This window comes from Ammoniphilus sp. CFH 90114, assembly GCF_004123195.1.
Classification (GTDB): Bacteria; Bacillota; Bacilli; order Aneurinibacillales; family RAOX-1; genus YIM-78166.
In genome coordinates, this window is sequence record NZ_SDLI01000001.1 from 850,671 (window position 1) to 864,568 (window position 13,898).

Genomic DNA, 13,898 nt, shown 5'->3' on the forward strand with positions numbered 1-13,898 from the left:
GGACAATAAACTCATTGGCTGTCTAAGTTAATACGTAGTATTCACGATACTATTCAAGGCTTCGTCATAGTAGAAGCGAGCTCGGTGAAGGGGAGAGTCAAGTTCTAGGGCAGTGTCCTGAATTTTTATCTTTGCCATTTGTAATTTAGTGACCTGAATGGACTTATCTGCTTGAAGATATGGGGTTGACCCAAATTCTGAACCTACCTCTTGAGCTATAATCTGTTCGCCTGCTTGCACCTTTCCACCCTTTAAGACACTGCGAGGATGTCTAAACACACAATTCTTCCCGGCGAAAAGATTCGATGTCATCACTCCAAGACCATTGATGATGATTGATCCGTTTGTTTGAATAGTGGAATTGGTCGCTGAGCTAAACGTGACATGACTTTCTTCCTGTATGCTGGATTCAAGCTTTTCAATTTCCTTATTAATGGCGAAAAGAATACTCGTCAATGATTCAACCGACTGAGTCAGTATAAGGTGATGCTGCGAGAAAGGAGTAAGCATTCGCTGCATGACTGTGTATTCGATAGGGATAGGCAGACGTCTACCTGCCTCTGCTAATATCTCACTTAACTGCTTAAAGTTTTCAGTTATCTTCTTGAATTTTGATTCAACTAATAAAGCAATAATATGTCCCGGGGGAGCAGAGGTTCCCCGTTCTCGAAGCACTCGTTGGGTATGGGTAGCAGCTTTCATCAATCCTTCTATCTCTTGGGCTAAACTCCGAAAGATGACATAAACCCGACTTAAGAATAAGCCATGCTGTCCGCCTGCCACCTGACTGTTAAACACATTCCCACTAACGTTCACATGTTGAGCTGACACCACATATGCGGAATAGACATTACCGTGTATATGAATATTTCCAGAGGCTTCTACCCTCATTCCCTCGCATACATCTCCATATATAAGTAAATCACCAGCAAAATAAATATTGCCAGTCTTAATGTCAACATTCTGGTGAACGGTGTAACTTCGGCAAACCTCTATCGTTTTAACTATTTGTCCTGTAATGGAAGGTCTTCCTTGTTTTAAAGCTAAGATTCGCCCATCTGTATTTAACTCTACATTTTTACCTAAACGAAAAGCAACTTGCTTGGGAGGTTTAGGTTGAAGAACCTTCCCGTAAAGGTCCTTTCCATTTATTCCATTGATAGGAGAGTGAATGATGGCAATAACATCTCCAGGATTTACCGTTGGGATTCGTAAACGCTCTCGATAGTCAACTCGCCCATTTACTTCTTTTAGACCTTCTTCAGGTTGTCCATCTATTATGCATTCTAAATAGCCGTCTTTGGAAGGAGTGAGGGGGGTTCCCTCGGCAAGAAGTATGTAATGAAACGATGGCGTAAATAATTCGTTATCTAGGGCTTCCTCATTAATCTGAGCCATAATCCCCATGGATAATAAATCCTGTAAGATGTGGTCCTTAAGCCATATTTGTCCATCATTTTCCAGATCATAGAGTAAAACGAGCTTCACCCGGGGGGATATATCCCTAAGTCTAGGGCGTTTCAAGGCATCAGGTGATAACTTCAAAAATAACTGAAGTTGATCTGGACTTACTTGGAGCTCATAGGGTTTGATAGACGGATTACGAGACCAGGACACAAGGTCACTAGAACGGACATGGGTTGGAGTTTTAATAATTTCACCATTTACTCGAATCTCTAATTCATCGTGTGGGCAGAGAATAGGGAGCCTTCCACCTTCACTTGGATCGACCACGCGTAGTTCCCCGTCCTTAATCGTGATATAACCATCTAGAGGGAGGGGGATATTGTCAGGGGTGTCATTTAAGTTAAACCAATCATCGGTATCAGAAAACTTCACGTCACTCTTAGAATCAATGGATCGAATGATGGCTAGGAGCTCTTTTTCACTAATAGCAGAAGGGATAGTAGAGGAGTAAGAGATCGGATTATTTTGTCTAAGGATCTGATCAGAGCGCTCAAGGATAGAGTTTTTCGGTATCGATTTAACAGTTTGTTCATCCTCTACATAAACAAAAAGAGTCTGTTCATCTTCCAATACAATACGGCCAGAGCAAGTAAAGCGTGTATCTTGGTGTTCCCAAACGACATGAATGATGGTGGGTAGATTATCTGAAGTCGAAGATAACGAATTCATCATACATTTCTCCTTTTGGGTAGAATTTATTGCTTGGTATTATAACAATATCACCCATAAGCTTAGTTCGACAAGGGAAAATCTTGAAAGTGTGTAAACTTATTAGAGGAGATTTCTCCATACAGGAACAGGTTTATGTTTGAGTCTGCTCCTGCATAGGTAGGTAGAGTACGTCTTAATATTGTTCCTATTTAATAACGATCAACAAGATCTGTGCTGATTCTTTAGAAGGATTGTGGAAACGGTGCTCATTTTGCGATTCAAAGGTAATCGAATCTCCAGCGTGTAAAAGATGAGTGGTGTTTGAAAATTCGACTTCGACCGTCCCACATTGAACAAATAAAGTTTCTTTACCCTTATGATTTAATTTGTTTTCAGAGCTGTATTGGCCTGGTTGCAAAGTCATTAGTAAGACTCGAACCTCACCGTCCATCTCACTAGGTGTAATGAGTTCGTAAGAGTTGGTGTGGGAGGCGAAGTGAAGTCTCCTGCGCTCGTCTTTCCGTACAATAAATTGTCCCGCTTCTTTTTCCTCGAAGAAAGACCCAACTGGACACTGTAATACTTCTGCCATCTTAATCAGAGAAGCGATGGATGGGCTTGCTTGATTACGTTCGACTTGACTCACTAGACTTGGTGAAAGGGAACAGAGTTTGGAAAACTCTCTTACAGAATAGCCGTGATGCTCTCTTAATGTTTTAATCTTATTGCCAATATCCATCTCCAACACCACTCCCTATATAAAAATGAGCACCAGGAACAAGTCCTGGTGCGGATATGTTTATTACTGTACTAATTCAGCCTTATTCTTCATCTCATCTGTTAAGGTAACGCCTTGCAATTCAGCTGCCTTAGGATTGATCAATAGTTTTAATTCCTCTGGATAGACTACAGGGAGATCGCCCGGCTGCTTACCTTCCAACACTTCAACAGCAAGTTTTCCTGTGGTGTAACCAAGATCGAAGTAATCAAAGCTGTAGGTGGAGAAGCCTCCTCGCTGTACGGCCGCCGAATCGGGCGCAAAGATAGGCATTTTGTTGTCATTGGCCGTTTTTACGATTGTCTCAAATGCAGAAATAACCGTATTGTCCTGGGGTAAAAGAATAACGTCAGCTCGATTAACTAGGGATTCAACTGCAGTTGTAACTTCTGCTGTTGTAGTAATCGCCGCTTCAACCGGCTCAAGTCCTAGCTTGCTCATGATTTCCTTGGATTCATTAACACTAACAACCGAGTTCTGTTCTCCAGAATTATAGATGATTCCGACCTTTTTGGCGTCTGGAACAAACTCTTTAATGGATTCAACAATCTTGCGAGCAGCGTCTGGATGGTTGCTGGAGGATCCTGTGACGTTCTTGCCAGGCTTCTCTAGGTTATCTACGAGCTTAGCACCTATAGGGTCAGAAATCATACTGAATATCACAGGTATATCAGATGTAGCCTTGACTGCGGCCTGGGCACTTGGAGTAGCAATAGCTAAAATTAAATCTACTTTATCACCCACAAACTTCTGAGCTATAGTCATATTGTTGTTCATATCCCCTTGTGCAATCTGTACATCAACTTGGAGATTCTTTCCTTCTTCAAAGCCAGCATCCTTAAGGGCTTGAAGGAAACCATTGCGAGAAGCATCTAAGGCAGGATGTTCGACGATTTGCGTAATACCAATCTTAAATGTTTTAGCAGGTGCTGGTGCTTCTTCTTTAGCAGAGGGTGGGGAAGAATCAGTCTTAGCAGGTGTCGCTTCACTTGGGCTAGGTTGGGAGGTTGTTGTTGTCCCGCACCCTGTTAACAATAGCATCATCATCATAAAAAATAAGAATCCTTTTTTCATACCTTAGTCCTCCTCGTCAGCGATGAATAGTTTAAAATTTAACTAGAATTTCAGAGAGTGGCTTCTTCGTGATGTCTGGTACTTCGCAATCGGGTGCTGGATATCCTACTGGCAATAGAACAAATGGCACTTCATTCTTGGGACGATGGAGTAAATCACGCAAGAAAGTCATGGGACTAGGGGTATGGGTCAACGTGCATAATCCGGCATGATGTAAACCACCCATAAGCACACCTACCGCCATTGCGGCAGACTCCATAGCGAAATTATTCTTAGGGTACAATAGACTTTGGTCAAGTACGTTAGCTTCGTTCGGGTTCTCATCTACCTTGAAGGCAACGATGAGATGAGGCGCATCCGTAAGATGTGGTTTTTTCCAATTGGTCCCTAATGGTGCTAGGGTATCACGCCACTCTTCAGAAATTCTTTGTTCATAGAGTTTCTTTTCTTCAATCTCCGCCAGCTCTCGAATCTTTTGTTTAGTTTCCATATCACTGACAATGGCAAATCGATAGGGTTGTAAATTTCCTCCTGAAGGAGTAGTTGCTGCAGCACGAATGGCATAGTGAAGCAACTGAATATCGACTTCTTCTGTGGAGTAATGTCGTACGTTCCTGCGCCGGCGAATATGTTCATAGTATGTGTTGGCCTTGGCTACTTGCTGTTGCTCCTCCATCTTTGGTCTTGGTAAGTATTCAGGAGCTTGAAGAATCTCCGTTGAGAAGGGAGAGGGTGTATTGACTATTTCAGACAAAGGTCGGCGCTTAAGAGAAGGAGCCTGATAATCATCCTTCGCATACCCAACGGCAAATAGTAAGGATGGACTTTCGTTCTTCGGGCGCCCGAGAATATCCTGTGCAGCTAGTACAGGGGCGTGCACAAGACTGTCTAATCCAGCATGCTGTAACGCGGCAAGGAAAAAACCAGCTGAGATATGAGCGGATTCTTGAACATAGTAGTGTTTAATCTTTTGTTCTGTTCCATCCGTTGTTAGCCCGTAATTAATCTTAAATAGGGCAACAAGGTAAGGTGCCTCCTCTAAGTAGTCCTTGTTTCCAGTCATGTTGAGCATGTCTGTCTGGTCAATACCTATATTTTCTAGTCTCTGCTGCTCCTCTAATTCTGCGGCCTCTCGAATTGCACGTTTAACTTCTGGATCCTGTATTAACACGTAGGTCCAGGGTTGTTGATTAGCACCAGATGGAGATGTCCCGGCAGAATGAATAACTTTCTCTATAACAGCTTCCGGGACAGGTCGATTAGAGAAAGATCGAACACTTCTTCTTTGCTCCATTGTTGCTGTGTAGTCACTTACCTGATTCAGTTGCTCTTCCGGGGTTAAGCGCGTAAAATCCAATTTTATGTAGCCACTGCTAACTGCCATAGAGAAAACGTCCTTTCCTTCTTTGTTTAACAAGATTATACACATTAACAATTGAATTGTACATAATATTATTTAGAAAATTTATAATAATTTAATATCCTAACTTGCTGTGACTCGATAAAGTGGCGAATACACTCGAATTGAGTCTAAAGATGGAAGGAAAATGAGACGAATATACCGAAAAGATATCTTACAAGTAAAAATTATTTGGAGGTATCTTTTGAATACGAAGAACTTGTTAGTACGCATCACTGTTATGGCCTTACTCTTCTCTTGCTTCCTTCCCCTAATTCAAGGGGCGGCTTCTGCCAATTCAGATCCCTACATCTCAGTAAAGTTGGTGAATACTGTAGGGAACAGTACGGAGTTAAGCTTAGAAATCACTGGAAACTATCAACTGAAGGAGAAAACGGACACTATAACCACAGGATCCTATAAACTCCGTGCAGAAAAAAACTCCCTAGTTCTCTATCAGGGATCGGAGTCGATTTATCGTGGAGAGAATCTAACTTTTCAGCCAGTAGAGTATGGAGAGTCCTCTATTATTAAGGTGAATAATCGTCCTTATCTTGGTGACATGAAATTCATCCTAGAAAATGGTCTCTTTGTCCGTCCAATAAATACGTTGCTGTTAGAGGATTATTTAAAAGGTGTAGTTCCTCGAGAGATGCCAGCATCGTGGGAATTAGAAGCGTTAAAGGCCCAAGCGATAGCGGCAAGGACCTATGCCATGAGATATGTTTCGAAGTTAGTCGATGATACGATTAATTATCAAGTATATGGTGGATATCAATGGCATGATAAGTCTACTCGAGCAGTAGAAGAGACCCGGGGACAGTTGCTTGAGCATCAAGGTTCTCTAGTAGAGACAGTGTTCTCCTCCTCAAATGGAGGAACCATCGAGGCTAGTGGAAACCTTTGGAATACAGTGGTTTACTTAGACGCAAAGGAAGATCCCTTTGATCCACAGAATAAATGGAGTCTAGCCATTAGGAAGAAGCAACTAGAGCTCGATGGAAAAGATTTATTCAATCCTGAGAGCTGGTGGGCTACAGCGAAAGAAATGGATCAACCTCTAACTAGTGCGATGAAGGCTTGGCTACAGCAAAATGGATATGAAAATCATGATATAAAGGTGGTCACGATCAAGGATTTCTCAGTGCATCCGGACAGGACATCAGGAAATCGAATGAAAACGGGACGACTGTCACTTCAGCTGCTAATAAAACACCCACAGACGGGCTTTCTTCGCCATCCAGATGGGTCTATCCGTTTAGTAGACTGGGAAAATAGTAATCTGACCGCTGCCTCCATCCGTAGGATAATGGGAGGCGGAAATGTGTTTAAGAGCACTTTAGTAGATTCCATCCATACGGATGGAAATTCTATCACTATTCAAGGCCGAGGGTTCGGTCATGGGATTGGAATGAGTCAATATGGCGCGAATGAGATGGCCAAACAAGGAAAAAAGGTGGAAGAGATTCTAGCTTTCTACTATCCTGGAACAAGCTTAACGGCAGAAGTAACTGGACCAACTATACCTGTCCCTGATGCGAAACCTATACCAGTGACGCCGCCGATTACCATCCCAGAATCAAGTGGGGAAGAATTGGCTCTTCTGCAAGACATTAAATTATCTACAGAGACATTCACCATCGGTGATCCAAAAGGAATCAAGATTGAGTATAAACTAAATCATTCGGCTTCCGTCGATGTCCGAGCCTATGATGCCAATGGAGTAATACGAAGAGTCATGCAGAGTGGATCTAACCAGAGTGCGGGATTAAAAAGTCTTCAGTGGGATGGTTATGGGTTAGGAAAAGGTGTATATACGGTAGTGATCGAGGCGAGGGATGAACAAGGCGTAGTTAGTAACATCACGGCTAAGATCCAATTTATCGAACCTGTCATATCTAGGTCAACTTCACAATTAGTTCGGAAAGGAGTCATCAAAGCTACCGTAAAAGTAGGACTTCGTGCTACGCCCGATCTTAAGGTTAAACCGACTAAAGTATTAAGTCCTGGGAATGCTGTGGAAGTATTAGAGAAGAAGGATCGTTGGTATAAAGTTAAACATGGAACAACAATTGGCTATGTGCCAGATAATTATGTTCAACTAGTAAAGTAATAATGCGAGGGTGTCCCATAAGGTCGGTATAACCGACTCCTAGAGGGCACCCTTTTTACTTTAGGCGGTCAGGGTGTCAAATGTTATTTATATCCATCGCCATCTCGATGAAAGCTTGCACCAAGGGAGAACGGTCATTTTGCCTCCAGGAAATCCCCATATTGGCCACAGGTAATTGATTTTCCATATCGAGATAGACAACATGTTGGGTATGCAGGTTCATTGCAGACTTTGGAACGATTGCAATACCTATGCCTGCTGCTACTAAACCAATGACAGTCTGAAACTCTAAAGCTTCTTGACGGATCATAGGATTACATAATCCGAGTATGTCATCATAAAGACCTGCCCAGGTTTTGCGAGAAAGCATGACAAAAGGATAGGGAGAAAGGTCTCCAATCGATAAGTTCGTGACTTCCGTAAGGGGATGCTGTTTGGGAACCGCTAAAACACAAGGCACGGTTGAAATAATTTCAGTATATAATGTAGGATCATGAACAGGCGGTCTTAGTACACCAATATCGATTTCGTCTTCACGAAGAGCGGAAAGTTGAACAGGGGTAGACATCTCAAGAAGATTCACCATGACATGGGGGTACTGATTTCGAAATTCTCGAATAACAGCAGGAAGAATATCGTAAGTAGCTGAGCCGACAAATCCAACAGTAAGTGTTCCAAGTTCTCCTTGATGGGTACGTTTGGCAAGGGAGGTTGCTCTGTCTAGGTGGTCTAAAATTTTACGAACCTCGTCTGCAAATACTCTTCCTGCTTCTGTTAATTGTACATGTCGGTTTGTTCGATGGAATAATGAAAACCCTAATTCCTTCTCCAGGTTCTGTATCTGTAGGCTTAAGGGAGGCTGCGTAATACGCAGACGTTCAGCTGCTCTACTAAAATTGAGTTCCTCAGAAACAGTTAAGAAATACTGTAATTGACGTAATTCCATCGGTTTCCCCCTTTTTACATGTTATATACTATTTGTATCATAATAATATGAATTATATATTATACAAATACATTCATTCAAGATAGGATGATAGTAATGAATAATGAGGAGGAATTAACCATGGCGAATCATGTGAAACCAGGGCAATTTAGCGTTGGAACTGCAGATGAGAACTGGACTGGGGATGCGCAATTCCTTGAATATACGACGGCAGCGGATCCGATTGGGAGCGGTATCATCAGTCCTGTACCAGCTAAAGAATTTGGACCGGAACTGTACAATTCTGGGGAGACTCGCATCATTACTCTAGATTTATCGAAAGAGCTAAGAACGGAGTATCCAGCGACAAGCCCATCGCTGCTTGCTCAGTTTATTCGAATTAATGCTAAAGATCATATTGATACCCAACCAAACGCGACGAGCGAATTGTACTATATTATTTCTGGGGCGGGTAGCACCACAGTAAATGGGAAGAAGATCGATTGGGAAAAAGGGGATTTTCTTACATTACCAGCCGGATCAGCTAGTCGCCACACTGCTAAAGAAAATACGACGATTTACTATATTCTCGATACGCCACTTCTTGATTACCTCGGAGCTAAAGCAACAGAAGCGAAGTTTGAACCTACGCTATTTACTGCTGAGGAAGCTAATGCGAAGTTATCAGAGGTTGCTAATGCACCGGATGCCCATCTTAAGAATCGAATTTCTATATTATTAAACAACCAAAGATTTGATCAAACGCTAACTATTACCCATGTGTTATGGGCGATGTTGGGGATCGTTCCTGTGGGGGCAAGCCAAGCTCCTCATAGCCATAAATCGGTTGCACTGGATTTCGTTGCCTATGCAGCACCAGGAACGTATACGTTAGTGGGGGATAAAGTAGATCCTTTGACGGCCCAAATTATTGATCCCATTCGTATCGATTGGGAAACGGGAAAAGCGTTTGTTACACCTCCTGGTCTATGGCATTCTCATCATAATGAGTCGGGAGAACCTGCGTACATTATCCCTATACAAGATGCAGGTTTGCAAACTTACCTACGTACACTAGACATTCAGTTTACTCATTATGAAAAGTAGGATGTAATGAATCGAGCCCTAGAATGGTTTCTAGAGGCTCGTTTTACACAGAAAGGGCGTTTGTTCATTGAGAGTGGCCAAATTTTGTGAACGGAATGTTCATACCACGGAAGCCAAAGAAGCCATTGATATTCTTCAGGAGCAATATGCTTCGGTTGTGGAGGTTCGTGTTGTAGATTGTTTCCGGAGATGCTTACAATGCAGAGTTAGGCCATTCTGTCGTATTCAACTAGAGACCATTGAAGCAGAGGGAGCAAACGAATTAGTAGAGAAAGTTCTAGAGAATATAAAAGGCTAGGGTGTGCCGTACACTCTTTATCACAGCTGAGTGTAGTGATATGATAGAACATACTGAGTGAATCTAAATTGAGTGAGGTGCAAAAATGAAAATTACAGATGCCGCAAGAGATATGATCCAAGGGGTACTAACGGAAAATGGAGCTAAGAATATTCGTGTGTTCTTTGCTGGGATGTCCTGAGGAAGTCCCAAGTTGGGATTGGCTCTGGATGAGCCAATGGAAGAGGACAAGGTTGAAACGATAAATGAAATTGTTGTGGCTATTGATAACAAGATTATCGAGTATACAGAAGAACTAAGCTTGGATGACCAAAATGGTGGATTAGTCATGCTTGGAAACCAAGGGTGTTGTTAAAGCACGATAATGGTAAAAATAAGAAAAGCCTCTGGTGTAAAACCAGAGGCTTTTCTTATTTTTGTTAGCTTGCTTGCATCTTAATGGCTCGATCGCAGATGGCTTCTACATCCTGATGGTCATGTGTAACAAACAGACAGGTCATCTCAGCTTTACGCAATATGTCTTGGATCTCACACCGAATGGAGCTCTTCAAGTCGGCGTCTAAATTGCTAAAAGGTTCATCCATTAAGAGAAGTGAAGGGCGTGGCGCAAGAGCGCGAGCAATAGCTACACGTTGTTGCTGACCTCCACTCAATTCGTGTGGGTAGCGGTCTTTATATTCGCTTAGGTGCACCAGTTCTAACATCTCTTGTACCCGAACGGTTCTCTCCGAACGAGGCAATCGATGTAAACCGAATGCTACGTTTTGAGCAACGGTTAAGTGGGGGAATAAGGCATAGTCCTGAAAGACCATTCCAACTCCTCGTTGTTCTGGATTCAAGCAGATGTTATCATCCACAACCGTTTTACCAGAGAGAATAACTTTTCCTTCAGATGGGTGTTCTAAACCTGCAATGACACGGAGTAGGGTACTTTTTCCACTTCCACTTGCACCAATTACACCAACGATCTCTCCTTTTTCTATAGAAAAGGTCAGATCACGAAAGACAGGTTTTTGTTTTCGGCCATACTGAAATGAGACGGAACAAACATCTACAACGGTCATCCTTGTTTCTCCTCTCCGATACGATGAAATATGAAAACGGAAAGCATGCTGACTGCAATAATACAAAGCGAGGGTATGGATGCTTCAAATATACGTTCATCACTAGCATACTGGTAAGTCTTCGTTGCTAGCGTTTCAAAATTAAAGGGACGAAGTAATAAGGCCAAGGGTAATTCTTTTAACACTTCAACAAACGTAAGGATACCGCCTGTTAACAAAGCACGACGGAGCAGAGGAAGATCTACTCTCCAAAATGTGCGAGTGATTCCTAGTCCTAGTAGGCGTGAAGCCTGAAGGTAGGAGACTCCCATCTTCTCATATCCCGCTTCTACAGCATTATAGCCTGTTGCCATGAAACGAACGACATAGCCGAATATCAGCATGGCAATGGACAGGCTAAGCCAAAGCCCCTCTTCCCCACGCCAAGAGGAGATCTGGTGATCAAGACCAATGAAAACATGTAGAACTCCAACGGCAATGACTGCTCCTGGAATAGAATAACCTGAAGTAACAGCTTTCGCTAAGATGTTGGAGAACAAATTGGACTGGAGGCGGCAGCTATTGGCTACGACAACGGATACGACCATAATAATAGCGGTGGCAATAGCAGCCACTGTAAATGTGTTCTTCATTAACATATAGAAAGAAGAGGTCCACACACTTTCAAACGACCAAACAGCCCAAACCAATAACTGGAGTAGTGGGATAAGAAAAGAGAGAGCAAATACGAAAGTACATGCGAACCAGGCAATCCATGCACTTCCCCCACGAAGTCGTTGCGGTAAAAAGGATCGGGCCTTGCTCGTGGATGCGCTATATTTACGATTGCTTCGAAGAAAATGTTCAAGGGCGAATAACCCTAAAATTCCAATCATAAGCCACGAAGCTAATCGAACGGCTGAATCTACATCATACATACCAAACCAGGTATTAAAGATAGCTGTCGAGATGGTTTGAATACCGAAATAGCTTACAACCCCATAGTCACTCAATACCTCAAACATCACCAGCATAAGACTCCCTACAAGAGCCGGGCGACACAAGGGGAGAGCAACGGTGAAAAAGGTACCCATTGGGCCACGTCCAAGTAACCTGGCATTCTCGATGTATGAGGCACTTTGGCGTGCGAAAAAGGATTTAGTTAATAAGAAGACATACGGAAAAAGAAAGAGAGTGAAAATCATAACGGCGCCTCTCATGGACATGACCCCAAACCAGCTAGGATCAGGAGAGTAGTTAAAATAAGTCCGCATGGTCTTCTGTACAATTCCCGTATAACTAAACATATTGCTGTAGGTATAAGCTGCAATATAGGGTGGGACAGCTAGCGGAAGCAACAAGGCCCAACTGAAAAATCGCTTCATAGGAAAATCATAAGCAGTGACAAGCCAAGCTAAACTGACGCCGAGAACAGCGGTGAATAACACGGTAAGTAGGACCAATTGAGTTGATTGAATGATGGCTTCGATTAATACATATTGTCGGATATGCTCCCAATTTTCATTAGCGGGTTGAATTATTGTAATAAGTATGGATAGTATGGGGAGCAAGATAATGAAGGCAGCAATAACACTCGGAAACCACCAGCTATGAAGTTGTCTCCGTAGGTCTCTGATGTAACGTACATTCGGCACAGGGCGTCACTCAATTCATATAAAAGTTGATAATGATTATCGCTCCCTTGTATCCTACCATCTGCCTGCGAAATTTGTCAAGAAACTGCGGGTAATGAAAAACGAGTAACAGGGGCCTGTTACTCGTTGATGTCGGATTATTTCCAACCTACTTTGTTCATGATTTCGGTTGCCTGCTTATTGTTTGTTGCTAGTACGGTATAATCTAAGTCTTGTGCTTTAAAGCTTCCCCATGTTTTAAGCAGTTCTGGAAGATCAGCTTCTGGATTCACTGGGAACTCGAAGTTTTCGTTGGCAGAAAGGGTTTGCGCTTCCTTGGAAGTTAGGTACTCTACCAATTTGATAGCATTTTCCTTGTTCTTGCTGGACTTGATTAAACCAACTCCACTAATATTGAGGTGTGTCCCAGTTGTATCTTGGTTAGGGAAGAATACACCAACTTGTTCAGCCACTTTTACTTCTTCTGGATCCTTAGAATTAAGCATTAAGCCTACATAATAGGTATTGGAAATTCCAACATCTCCAAGACCGGCAACGATACCTTTTATCTGATCTCGGTCTCCGCCTTCAGGATCGCGCGCCAAATTGTTTGCGATTCCCTTTGCCCATGCTTCCGTTTGCTCTGCTCCGTTCAATTCAATGAAGGATGCTAATAGGGATTGGTTGTATTGGTTTGAAGAAGAACGAACCAATACTTTTCCTTTCCACTTGTCAGTAGCTAAATCTTCATACGTGGATAATTGGTCTGGTTGAACACGATCCTTGGAGTAAACAATCACACGCGCGCGAGTAGAGATTCCAACCCAATTGTTTTCCTTATCACGGAATTGCTCAGGCACTTGCTTAGCAATCGTTTCGGACTCAAGAGGCTGGAAGAACTCTTCAGCATTACTCAATGCGCCACCATCAACCGTGACAAAGAGGTCGGCAGGTGTGCTGCTGCCTTCACGTCTTAAGCGTTCAGTTAATTCGTTAGCTTTTCCTTTAACGACGTTAACAGTAATTCCTGTTTTGGTCTTAAACTCTTCAAATAATTTATCGTCAATCTCATAATGACGCGCGGTATAGACATTAACTTCTTGAGGCCCTGCAGGTTCTTTTGGTGCGGCATCTGCCTTAGGTGCTTCCTGGGCTGGTTGTGTTGGCTGTGTTTGACCAGCTCCGCATGCACTAAGAAGCGAGGTTGCAAGCGCTGCGGTTAGAAATGTTGACATCCATTTAATCTTCTTCAAGTTTCTCTCCACCCTTTTATGTATTTACTAATGATCATCATTATCACAAGAAGTGATAATCAATCTCATATATTTATGATAACATTTATCAATCTCAATTGTCAATACTTTATTCCGACTTTCAATTTTAGAAAAACCACTTTATTGGAAGACTAT

At 42.6% G+C, this 13,898-nt stretch carries 12 protein-coding genes; 4 read left to right on the forward strand and 8 right to left on the reverse strand.

Features of this window, described 5'->3' with window-relative positions; genetic code table 11:
- Nucleotides 1–27: 27 nt before the first annotated feature.
- From EIZ39_RS04500 to EIZ39_RS04515, 4 genes are all read right to left on the reverse strand, one after another.
- Nucleotides 28–2,139 carry a FapA family protein gene (locus EIZ39_RS04500; protein ID WP_129197800.1) on the reverse strand — a complete coding sequence of 704 codons (2,112 nt, stop codon included), beginning with the start codon at nucleotides 2,137–2,139 and terminating at the stop codon, nucleotides 28–30.
- Nucleotides 2,140–2,323: 184 nt separating this feature from the next.
- Nucleotides 2,324–2,857 (reverse strand): helix-turn-helix domain-containing protein, encoded by a 534-nt coding sequence (locus tag EIZ39_RS04505; RefSeq protein WP_129197802.1) that lies wholly within the window; start codon nucleotides 2,855–2,857, stop codon nucleotides 2,324–2,326.
- A 63-nt stretch (nucleotides 2,858–2,920) separates the two neighbouring features.
- Nucleotides 2,921–3,970 (reverse strand): ABC transporter substrate-binding protein, encoded by a 1,050-nt coding sequence (locus EIZ39_RS04510; RefSeq protein ID WP_129197804.1) that lies wholly within the window; start codon nucleotides 3,968–3,970, stop codon nucleotides 2,921–2,923.
- Nucleotides 3,971–4,001: 31 nt separating this feature from the next.
- Nucleotides 4,002–5,354, reverse strand: a complete 1,353-nt coding sequence (locus EIZ39_RS04515; RefSeq protein ID WP_164984892.1) for a nitroreductase family protein — start codon at nucleotides 5,352–5,354, stop codon at nucleotides 4,002–4,004.
- A gap of 220 nt (nucleotides 5,355–5,574) precedes the next feature.
- On the opposite strand from EIZ39_RS04515, the gene EIZ39_RS04520 reads away from it, so the two are divergent.
- Nucleotides 5,575–7,482, forward strand: a complete 1,908-nt coding sequence (locus tag EIZ39_RS04520) for a SpoIID/LytB domain-containing protein (protein ID WP_164984893.1) — start codon at nucleotides 5,575–5,577, stop codon at nucleotides 7,480–7,482.
- Between the two features lie 76 nt (nucleotides 7,483–7,558).
- Here EIZ39_RS04520 and EIZ39_RS04525 read toward each other — a convergent pair whose 3' ends face one another.
- Entirely contained in the window at nucleotides 7,559–8,428 is an 870-nt protein-coding gene (locus tag EIZ39_RS04525; RefSeq protein ID WP_129197819.1) for a LysR family transcriptional regulator, read from the reverse strand.
- Between the two features lie 120 nt (nucleotides 8,429–8,548).
- On the opposite strand from EIZ39_RS04525, the gene EIZ39_RS04530 reads away from it, so the two are divergent.
- The 3 genes from EIZ39_RS04530 to EIZ39_RS27695 all read left to right on the forward strand — a co-directional run bounded on the left by EIZ39_RS04530 (nucleotide 8,549) and on the right by EIZ39_RS27695 (nucleotide 10,167).
- Nucleotides 8,549–9,514 (forward strand): cupin domain-containing protein, encoded by a 966-nt coding sequence (locus EIZ39_RS04530; RefSeq protein WP_164984894.1) that lies wholly within the window; start codon nucleotides 8,549–8,551, stop codon nucleotides 9,512–9,514.
- Nucleotides 9,515–9,587: 73 nt separating this feature from the next.
- Entirely contained in the window at nucleotides 9,588–9,812 is a 225-nt protein-coding gene (locus EIZ39_RS04535) for a DUF1450 domain-containing protein (protein WP_240675707.1), read from the forward strand.
- 85 nt (nucleotides 9,813–9,897) lie between these two features.
- Nucleotides 9,898–10,167, forward strand: a complete 270-nt coding sequence (locus EIZ39_RS27695) for an adhesin (RefSeq protein WP_129197822.1) — start codon at nucleotides 9,898–9,900, stop codon at nucleotides 10,165–10,167.
- A 64-nt stretch (nucleotides 10,168–10,231) separates the two neighbouring features.
- Here EIZ39_RS27695 and EIZ39_RS04545 read toward each other — a convergent pair whose 3' ends face one another.
- From EIZ39_RS04545 to EIZ39_RS04555, 3 genes are all read right to left on the reverse strand, one after another.
- Complete coding sequence (locus EIZ39_RS04545) at nucleotides 10,232–10,876, reverse strand: ABC transporter ATP-binding protein (RefSeq protein WP_129197824.1); 645 nt, start codon at nucleotides 10,874–10,876, stop codon at nucleotides 10,232–10,234.
- Nucleotides 10,873–12,510, reverse strand: a complete 1,638-nt coding sequence (locus EIZ39_RS04550) for an ABC transporter permease (RefSeq protein WP_129197826.1) — start codon at nucleotides 12,508–12,510, stop codon at nucleotides 10,873–10,875. The genes EIZ39_RS04545 and EIZ39_RS04550 overlap by 4 nt, the downstream gene beginning before the upstream one ends.
- Before the next feature lie 137 nt (nucleotides 12,511–12,647).
- On the reverse strand, nucleotides 12,648–13,742 hold the full coding sequence (locus tag EIZ39_RS04555; protein WP_483296010.1) for a Fe(3+) ABC transporter substrate-binding protein: 1,095 nt from the start codon (nucleotides 13,740–13,742) through the stop codon (nucleotides 12,648–12,650).
- Between the last annotated feature and the right edge of the window lie 156 nt (nucleotides 13,743–13,898).

Coding starts and splice junctions, on each gene's coding strand:
- EIZ39_RS04505 (WP_129197802.1), bottom strand. CDS start 2,857: ATGGATATTGGCAATAAGATTAAAACATTAAGAGAGCATCACGGCTAT.
- EIZ39_RS04500 (WP_129197800.1), bottom strand. CDS start 2,139: ATGATGAATTCGTTATCTTCGACTTCAGATAATCTACCCACCATCATT.
- EIZ39_RS04545 (WP_129197824.1), bottom strand. CDS start 10,876: ATGACCGTTGTAGATGTTTGTTCCGTCTCATTTCAGTATGGCCGAAAA.
- EIZ39_RS04510 (WP_129197804.1), bottom strand. CDS start 3,970: ATGAAAAAAGGATTCTTATTTTTTATGATGATGATGCTATTGTTAACA.
- EIZ39_RS04525 (WP_129197819.1), bottom strand. CDS start 8,428: ATGGAATTACGTCAATTACAGTATTTCTTAACTGTTTCTGAGGAACTC.
- EIZ39_RS04515 (WP_164984892.1), bottom strand. CDS start 5,354: ATGGCAGTTAGCAGTGGCTACATAAAATTGGATTTTACGCGCTTAACC.
- EIZ39_RS04530 (WP_164984894.1), top strand. CDS start 8,549: ATGGCGAATCATGTGAAACCAGGGCAATTTAGCGTTGGAACTGCAGAT.